Source organism: Phytomonospora sp. NPDC050363 (genome assembly GCF_040655735.1).
Classification (GTDB): Bacteria; Actinomycetota; Actinomycetes; order Mycobacteriales; family Micromonosporaceae; genus Phytomonospora.
Map to the genome: position 1 here is coordinate 50,132 of NZ_JBFAKK010000023.1, position 8,032 is coordinate 58,163.

Below are 8,032 nucleotides of genomic sequence, written 5' to 3' on the forward strand. Positions count from 1 at the left end.
GGCCCCGGCCTCAGTGCGCGGTGGCGTACAGGCGCGCGATGACGTCCTCGATGTCGGGCTCCACAATGGACACATCCCGCAGGGCGACGGTCGAGGCGAGCCGGGCGACGAGTTCGCCGGCCGTCGAGGTCCCGTTGGTCAGCGCGAAACTGACCCGGCGGGGGTCCTCGGCGTCGAGCTCGCCGACCGCGCCGCCGACCGAGAGCTCCCCGGTCCACGGGTCCTCCAGGTCGACGACGACCTGCCGCCGCGAACCGTAGCGGTCGTGCAGCGCCTCAAGGGAGCCGTCGTGCACGACCCGCCCGTGGTCGATGACCACCAGGCGCCGGCACAGCCGCTCGATGTCGGCCAGATCGTGCGTGGTCAGCACGATCGTGGTGTCGCCGCGCCGGGAGGTCTCCGCGAGGAAGGACCGCACCGCCTGCTTGCTGACCACGTCGAGGCCGATGGTCGGCTCGTCGAGGAACAGGATCTCCGGGCCGTGCAGCAGGGCCGCGGTCAGCTCGCCCCGCATGCGCTGGCCCAGCGAGAGCTGCCGGACCGGGGTGTCGGCGAACTCGTCGAGGCCGAGCAGCGTCCGGCACATCTCCAGCCGGGCGGCGTGCTCGGCCGCCGGGACCCGGAACACGTGCCGGAGCAGGTCGAAGGACTCCCGCAGCGGCAGGTCCCACCACAGCACCGACCGCTGCCCGAAGACGACGCCGATGCGGCGGGTCAGCGCCAGCCGCTGCGGCACCGGCGCGAGGCCGCAGACCCGCACCTCGCCCGCCGAGGGCGTGAGGATGCCGGTGAGCATCTTCAGGGTCGTCGACTTCCCCGCGCCGTTGGGGCCGATGTAGCCCAGCATCTCCCCGCGCTCGATGCGCAGGTCGACACCGTCGACGGCCGAAACGATCCGCTTCTCGCGTCGCAGCCGCCCGATCTTCTTGTAGACCGTGAAGTCCTTGCGCAGGCCGGTGACCTCGACGACCGCTTCTCTCCCGCTCATGATCCCGCTCCCTTGTAGTGCCGAAGTCCGGTGCGCCAGCCGATGCCGGCCAGCAGGGCCGCGACGCCCGCGGCCACGGGCCCGCCCCACACGAAGAAGGACGGCATGCCCAGGGGGTCGGCGACGCCGAGGATCCCCAGGGCCGGGTAGTAGCCGACGAAGCCGAAACCGAGGACGAAGCCGAAGACCCGCCGAAACAGCCCGTCGAAGACGGTCAGGGGGTAGCTGGTGAAGTCCCGGCCGCCGTAGGTCAGCGAGTTGGCGAACTCCCCGGAGTCGATCCACCAGAAGGCGACGCACGCGGTCAGCACGAACACCGAGCTGAAGAACACCGTCGCCGCGACCGGCGTCACGACCAGCAGCATCACGCGCGCGGGCGTCCAGTCGATGTCGGAGACGGCGAGCACGGTCGCCAGCAGCCCTCCGGTGAAGATCACCCGGCCGAAGCGGCGCGGGGCGAAGTCGAGCACGAGCAGCTGCCCGAGCGCCGAGAGCGGACGGATGAGGACGGCGTCGAGCAGGCCGGTGCGCACGTAGTGGCGCAGCCGTTCGACATTGCCGACCAGCAGGTCGGCCGTCGCAAAACCGAGCGCGGACAGCGAGCTGACCAGCAGGACCTGCTCCAGGCTGAAACCGCCGAGGCTCGGGGTGACCCGGAAGATGACCAGGATGGCGACGATGTCGAGCACGCTGAACACGGTCTGCGTGCTCAGGTCGATGGCGAAGGAGGTCCGGTACTGGGTCATGCTGCGCACCTGCGCGCCGAGCATCCGGCGGTAGGCGGTGAAGGCGTTCTCAGCCACCCTGGACCACCAGCTTGCGCAGGGCCCTTCGCTGCACGTACAGCGCGAGTCCGAACAGGATCACCGTCCAGGCCAACTGAACGCCGATGCGGGTCAGCTGACCGGGCAGGCCGTCGCGTTCGACGGCGACGTCGGTGGGGAACTGCATCAGCGACGGGAACGGGGTGCCGAACTGGAGCGCGGCGGCGAGGCCTTCGGGCAGGAACGCGATGGGGAAGTACAGCCCGGAAAGGACGCTCGACGCGGCCATCCACAGCGAGGACACGCCCCGGATGTCGAGCAGCCAGAACGCGGTGAGGTTCACCAGGTAGCGGCAGGCGAAACAGAGCGTCACCGCCAGCGTCAGGCTCACCAGGAACAGCGGGTAGCTCACCAGCCGCTCGGGCCAGTAGAAGGGAAAGAACACCGCGCCGAACAGCACCGGGATCAGCAGGCGGGTCAGCGCGGCGAAGCCGGCCCGGCCGAGGTCGGTGGCCAGGTAGGTCCACAGCGGGTCACCGGGCGCAGCAGGTCGGCGACGACGTCGCCGCTGCGGACCCGGTCGGCCAGCTCGGACCAGCCCCAGATCAGGATCGTGGCCAGCAGGCCCTGGCCGACCCAGATGTAGGTGCCCAGCTGTTCGACCGTGTAGCCGGCCATGGCGCCGCCGGCCGCGGCGGAGGCCGCCATCAGGACGTACATGCGCAGCATCCCGAAGACGATGTTGGTGGACAGGCCCGCGAGAGTCGCCTGTCGATACGTGGAATAACGGCGGAAACCGGCACGTGCCAAGGCGGCGCCCATGGCGACGCTCTGCACATTCAAAGGAACTCCCTGGATACGAACGAGCACGAAATGATCACGAGTCCAGGCGAGCGGCTACGGCTCGCGAGTCCAGGGCGCGAACGGGGTACTTTACCCGCGGTACACCGCGCTCGCGCACGGGATATCAACCGGGGCCAGATCTTCCGCTGCCTCGGGCGGCATGGCAGAGTAGGCGCCAGAGATGTGTGGTTAGTGCAGGTGGCATACGGCGGCCACCGGGCGGTATCGGGACCCAGATGACGGAAACGGCAGGCTTGGCCAGGGCGCTGCAGCGCGCCACCATGCGCTTCGACCCCAACACGTTGCGCGAGTACGTGGACGACGCCGAGTCGTTGTGGGCTGTGCGCGAGGAGATGAGCGGTCGTCTCCCGACGCTGCACCTCGACGTCGACCGGGCCCGGCTGCTCGGCCTCAAGGTCGTCGCCTCGCGGCTGCTCGGAGACTTCGAGACCGCCATGGCCGACGGGAAGCAGGCCCTGGAGATCGCCGAGGCGACCGGCCGCGACCTCATCGTCGCCCCCGCCCGCGCGCGACTGGCCCGCGTCCACGCCTGGCGCAGCGAGCACGACGAGGCCGACCGCCTGTTCGCGCTCGCCGAGGCCGGTGAACTCCCCCGCTCCTTCGTCGCCTCCGTGCGGCTGCACGCGGGCCTGTCCTGCATCGCGCAGGGCCGCCTGATCGAGGCGCTGATCCACCTGGAGCGCGCACTCGACGACTCCAACAACGACGAATGGCTCACGTCGATCGCCGCCTACGCCCTCGACGCCGCCCACCGCCGCGCCGGTGCCTACGGCTTCGGCCCGCGTCCACGTTCATGGGCCGAACGCGCCCACCACCCCGCCCCGCGCCCCTTCCGCGACCGCGAATCCGGCCGCTACGGGTACAAGGACGCCGAAGGTCGCTCGGTCATCATGAGCGCCTTCGACCAGGTCGGCGACTTCCGCGGCGGCGTCGCCACCGTCCGGCGCGGCCTGTGGGGCGCCATCACCCGCGAGGGCCGCACCGTCGTCCCGTTCCTCTACGACGAGATGCGCACCGAGATGCCCGACGGACGCACCGTCGACGGGTTCGTCGACGGGGTGGTCGGCATCGACCGCCGCGGCGGCAAGGGAGCGGTCGACCGGTCCGGGAAACTCGTCGTGCCACCGAAGTACCGGCAGGTGCTGGCGCACCCCGGCGGATTCGCGGTGTGCACGTCCTTCGGGCAGTGGGGCGCCATCGACCGCGACGGCGTCGAGGTCCTGCCCGAGCGGTACCGGCGCGAACAGGTGCTGTCGCGACTGGAGTCGTTCGTGGTGGTGGACAACGGGCCCTTGTGAGCGGGTGGAGGGCTCGGCGGGAACGCCGGGGTTCGGGCACTCCTGAACCGGCGAGGCGCTCACGATCCACCGAATGGTGGAGGCGGGAATCAACCCCGGCCCCGTGGCCGCGGTCGATGTGGCGGGGCCGGATGCGCCCGTAACTTCGCGGCATGACCGCATTGGAAGTGCGAAACCTGCACAAGCGCTACGGGCGGCAGATCGCCGTCGACGACGTCTCCTTCACCGTCGAGGAAGGCGAGATCTTCGGCATCATCGGCCCCAACGGCGCCGGCAAGACGACGACCGTCGAGAGCATCGCCGGCCTGCGAACACCCGACTCGGGCTCGATCCGCGTACTGGGACTCGACCCGATCAAGGACCGGGCGGAGGTACGCGAGCGACTCGGCGTCCAACTGCAGGAGAGCAGCTTCCCCGACGCGATCAAGGTCGCCGAAGCCCTCGACCTCTACAGCTCCTTCTACCGCGACCCCGCCGACTGGCGCGAGCTCATGGAACTCCTCGGCCTCACCGAGAAGCGCGACACGCGCTACAAGGCCCTCTCCGGCGGGCAGAAGCAGCGGCTGTCGATCGCGCTCGCCCTGGTCGGCGGCCCGCGGATCGCGATCCTCGACGAGCTGACGACGGGACTGGATCCGCAGGCGAGGCGCGACACCTGGAGCCTCATCGAACGGGTTCGTGACACCGGCGTCACGATCCTCCTGGTCACGCACTTCATGGACGAAGCCGAGCGCCTCAGCGACCGGATCGCCGTCATCGACGGTGGCCGGGTCGCCGCGGTGGACACGCCCGCGGGGCTGATCGCGCGGTCGAGCCCGGTACAGCAGGTCCGGTTCCGGGTGAGTCAACCGCTGGACACGAGTGTCCTGACCCGGCTTCCCGACGTGACCGACGTCGAGATCACCGAGGGCCGCTGGCTGGTCACCGGCAGGGGGCAGCTGCTGAGCAGCGTCGCGGGGGCCCTGGCCAGGGCGCAGGTCGTGGCGGAGGACCTCCGCGTCGACCAGCGCAACCTCGACGACGCGTTCGTGGCCTTCACCGGACGCGCCCCGCAGTCCCCGGAATCCTCCGAGAGGAAGGGCGCCTGATGCCCGCTCTCCTGAAGATGGTCAAGGTCGAGACGAGACTCTTCCTTCGAGACTCCGCCACCGTCATGTTCGGTGTGCTGTTCCCGGCGGGTCTCCTGCTCGTGCTGGGTTCGATCCCGGCGCTCAAGGAGTCGTCGCCGGAAACCGGCGGGCTGCGGTCCATCGACATCTGGGCGCCGACCGCGCTGGTGTTCGGGATGGTGATGATCGCCGTGCAGCACGTCCCGGCGGTCATCGCGACCTATCGTGAGCGCGGCATCCTGCGCAGGCTGTCGACCACTCCCGCGCCGCCGCGGCGTGTCCTGCTCGCCCAGATGATCGTCGCGTTCGCCTCCGTGGTCGTCTCCGCGGCGCTCATGATCTTCCTCGCGTGGGCGGTGCTGGACATCGCGCCGCCCGAGCGTCCCCTGGAATTCCTCGCCGCCTTCGTCGTCGGCTACGCGGCACTGCTCGGGATCGGCATGATCTCCGCGGCCGTGGCCCGCACGAGCAGCGCCGCGAACCAGATCGGCACGCTCCTGTTCGTCGCGCTGATGTTCTTCGGCGGAGCCTTCCTCCCCCGAACGCTCATGCCAGACGTGCTGCGCGAGGCCGGCGAATCCGTGCCGCCCGGCCTGCAGGCTCTCACCGCGGCGTGGTCGGCAGAAGCGGGCGAGATCACCGCCACCGCCGGTGGCCGGCCCTTCTGGCTGCAGATCGCGATAATGGCGGGTATCGCGGTGGCCGGGAGCGCGATCGCCGCCAAACTCTTCCGCTGGGAGTAGATGTCGATGACGCGGGATGCCGGGACCGGCGAGCGCCCGAGCTTCGGCACGCACGAATCCGCCGTCGCCGAGGCCCACCGCTCCCGGCTGGCCTGGAAGAAGGAGCAGCTGCGGGTCTGGGACCTGCTGCAGCTGATCACGCCCTGGCTCCTGCTGACGATCTCGACGGCGATCTATTTCACACGGGTGCTCCCGGCCTCCGGTGAACGCTTCTGGCCCGAGGGCGCATCCGTCCTCGGGCTGGTCGCGGTCTCGGTGCCGTGGGTGCTGTTCGGTCACACGCTGCCCATCAAGAGGAGGACGCTTCGGCCCGTGTCGACGGCCGTCTTCTTCGTCGGGCTGCTGGTGCTGTGCGTCGCCCTCATGACGTACGCCGACATCTTCATCGTCTTCACCGTCGCGGGCTTCTTCCACGCGTACCTGCTCAGGCCGTGGCCGCTGGGAGTGCTCGGAGTCCTGGCCACCTCCGTGGTCCTCAACGGTTCGGCGATGCGCGTGTGGGCCGAGCCGACCGCCGACGTCCTCGCGGAGTTCGTGCTGATCGTCGCCGTGCAGACCGCGGCGATCGGGGTGGGCATCCTGCTGACCGCGCGCAGCGAACCCGAGGAACGCAAGCGGGAGGAACTCGTCGAGCGACTCGAAGCGGCGCTGCACGAGAACGCCGGACTCCACGCGCAGCTGGTCGCGCAGGCCCGTGAGTCCGGGGCGCAGGATGAGCGGCAGCGACTGGCCGGGGAGATCCACGACACACTGGCCCAGGGACTCGCCGGCATCATCACACAGCTCCAGGCGGCACAGCGTGCGGCGAGTGGGCGAGGCGAGACCGAAGAGCACGTCGCGCGGGCGCTTCGGCTCGCGCGCAGCAGTCTGACCGAGGCAAGACGGTCCGTGCGGGCGCTCGCGCCCCGGGAACTCGGGCGGGCGCACCTCCCCGACGCGCTGCGCACGCTGACCGAACGCTGGTCGCGGGACCACGGGATCAGCGCGCGGATGGAGGTCACCGGCACCCGCGAGCCGCTGAGCCCGGCGATCGAGGTGTCGCTCTTCCGGGTCGCGCAGGAGTCCCTGACCAACGTGGCGAAGCACGCGGAGGCCACACGCGTCGGCGTCACGCTGTCGTACACGGGCCCCGAGGTGCTGCTGGACGTGCGCGATGATGGACGCGGGTTCGCGACGGAGGTCGGCACCGGCTTCGGCCTGACGAGCATGCGCCAGCGCATCAGAGGGGTCGGCGGACACATAGAGGTGCAGAGCGCACCCGGTGAAGGGACATCCGTCAGCGCGCGCGTTCCGGCGATCGCCCCCGGGGGCACGAGGGCAGAAGGGGAGACCGAGCATTGATTCGACTGGTGATCGTCGACGACCATCCGATCGTGCGAGGCGGCCTCCGCGACACCTTCGCCGACGCCGAGGACATCATCGTCGTCGGTGAGGCCGCCGACGGCGCCGAGGGCATCGAACGCGCGAAGCAGCTCGCAGCCGACGTCGTGCTCATGGACCTGCGAATGCCCGGCATGGACGGCGTCGCCGCCACCGCGGCCCTGCGCGAGCAGGCACCGGGCACCCGAGTACTGATCCTGACCACCTTCGACAGCGAGAGCGACGTCCTGCCCGCGATCGAAGCCGGCGCCATCGGATACCTCCTCAAAGACGCCCTCCCCGACGAACTGACGCGAGCCGTCCGCGCGGCCGCCCGAGGAGAATCCGTCCTCGCGCCGACAGTGACACAACACCTCATGGGGCAGGTCCGCAGACCGGGCGCAGGGACACTGACCGACCGCGAGAAGCAGGTGCTCCAACTCGTCGCCAACGGCAACTCGAACCGCGAGGCCGCCAAAGCGCTGTTCATCGGCGAGGCCAGCATCAAGACGCACCTACAGCACATCTACGACAAACTCGGGGCCCGCGACCGGGCATCCGCGGTGGCCGAGGGGTACCGCCGGCGGTTGCTGACGTGACGGTGGGGGCGGGTTGTCGGTAGCGGCCGGGGACTGGGGGACTGGGGGACTGGGGGCTGAGGGCTGGGGGCACAGGGTGAGGGCTAACGGGTGCCTGGCGCAGGGCGGGCGGAGGAATGGCGGGCCTGCGGCCAGCCAGCGGCTTGCGGCTTGCGGCTTGCGGCTTGCGGCTTGCGGCCGAGGCGTAGCCGGCCGCACATAGTCCGAGACCGAACGGCCCGTAGCCGAGGCGAGAGGTCCGGGTCCAGGGACGGAGTTCCTGGTGGGGGTCTGGGGGCGAAGCCTCCCAGCAGGGTTTGGGACGGAGT

Annotated in this window: 9 protein-coding genes; 5 read left to right on the forward strand and 4 right to left on the reverse strand. The window is 70.3% G+C overall.

Annotation, left to right across the window (positions count from 1 at the left end):
* Positions 1-10 precede the first annotated feature (10 nt).
* From AB0I28_RS37390 to AB0I28_RS37405, 4 genes are read right to left on the reverse strand one after another with little or no spacing between them, the layout of a single operon-like run.
* Positions 11-988 (reverse strand): ATP-binding cassette domain-containing protein, encoded by a 978-nt coding sequence (locus AB0I28_RS37390; protein ID WP_357500812.1) that lies wholly within the window; start codon positions 986-988, stop codon positions 11-13.
* Positions 985-1,791, reverse strand: a complete 807-nt coding sequence (locus AB0I28_RS37395; RefSeq protein ID WP_357500814.1) for an ABC-2 family transporter protein — start codon at positions 1,789-1,791, stop codon at positions 985-987. The genes AB0I28_RS37390 and AB0I28_RS37395 overlap by 4 nt, the downstream gene beginning before the upstream one ends.
* The gene (locus AB0I28_RS37400) at positions 1,784-2,197 is read right to left on the reverse strand and encodes an ABC-2 family transporter protein (protein WP_357500816.1); all 414 of its coding nucleotides are present in this window, start codon (positions 2,195-2,197) and stop codon (positions 1,784-1,786) included. Before AB0I28_RS37400 ends, AB0I28_RS37395 begins: the two co-directional genes overlap by 8 nt.
* A 32-nt stretch (positions 2,198-2,229) precedes the next feature.
* Positions 2,230-2,595, reverse strand: coding sequence for a hypothetical protein (locus tag AB0I28_RS37405; RefSeq protein WP_357500818.1), 366 nt, complete (start codon positions 2,593-2,595; stop codon positions 2,230-2,232).
* A 236-nt stretch (positions 2,596-2,831) separates the two neighbouring features.
* Between AB0I28_RS37405 and AB0I28_RS37410 the strand changes: the two genes are divergently transcribed.
* From AB0I28_RS37410 to AB0I28_RS37430, 5 genes are all read left to right on the forward strand, one after another.
* Positions 2,832-3,914, forward strand: coding sequence for a tetratricopeptide repeat protein (locus AB0I28_RS37410; protein ID WP_357500820.1), 1,083 nt, complete (start codon positions 2,832-2,834; stop codon positions 3,912-3,914).
* Between the two features lie 152 nt (positions 3,915-4,066).
* On the forward strand, positions 4,067-5,002 hold the full coding sequence (locus AB0I28_RS37415; RefSeq protein WP_357500822.1) for an ABC transporter ATP-binding protein: 936 nt from the start codon (positions 4,067-4,069) through the stop codon (positions 5,000-5,002).
* Entirely contained in the window at positions 5,002-5,766 is a 765-nt protein-coding gene (locus tag AB0I28_RS37420; protein ID WP_357500824.1) for an ABC transporter permease, read from the forward strand. Before AB0I28_RS37415 ends, AB0I28_RS37420 begins: the two co-directional genes overlap by 1 nt.
* A gap of 6 nt (positions 5,767-5,772) precedes the next feature.
* Entirely contained in the window at positions 5,773-7,107 is a 1,335-nt protein-coding gene (locus tag AB0I28_RS37425; protein ID WP_357500826.1) for a sensor histidine kinase, read from the forward strand.
* Positions 7,104-7,724 carry a response regulator transcription factor gene (locus tag AB0I28_RS37430; protein ID WP_357500828.1) on the forward strand — a complete coding sequence of 207 codons (621 nt, stop codon included), beginning with the start codon at positions 7,104-7,106 and terminating at the stop codon, positions 7,722-7,724. Before AB0I28_RS37425 ends, AB0I28_RS37430 begins: the two co-directional genes overlap by 4 nt.
* Positions 7,725-8,032: the final 308 nt, after the last annotated feature.

What these genes read in the sequence shown, in the direction of transcription:
- AB0I28_RS37390 (WP_357500812.1), bottom strand. Translation starts at nt 988, where the DNA reads ATGAGCGGGAGAGAAGCGGTCGTCGAGGTCACCGGCCTGCGCAAGGAC.
- AB0I28_RS37410 (WP_357500820.1), top strand. Translation starts at nt 2,832, where the DNA reads ATGACGGAAACGGCAGGCTTGGCCAGGGCGCTGCAGCGCGCCACCATG.
- AB0I28_RS37415 (WP_357500822.1), top strand. Translation starts at nt 4,067, where the DNA reads ATGACCGCATTGGAAGTGCGAAACCTGCACAAGCGCTACGGGCGGCAG.
- AB0I28_RS37420 (WP_357500824.1), top strand. Translation starts at nt 5,002, where the DNA reads ATGCCCGCTCTCCTGAAGATGGTCAAGGTCGAGACGAGACTCTTCCTT.
- AB0I28_RS37425 (WP_357500826.1), top strand. Translation starts at nt 5,773, where the DNA reads ATGACGCGGGATGCCGGGACCGGCGAGCGCCCGAGCTTCGGCACGCAC.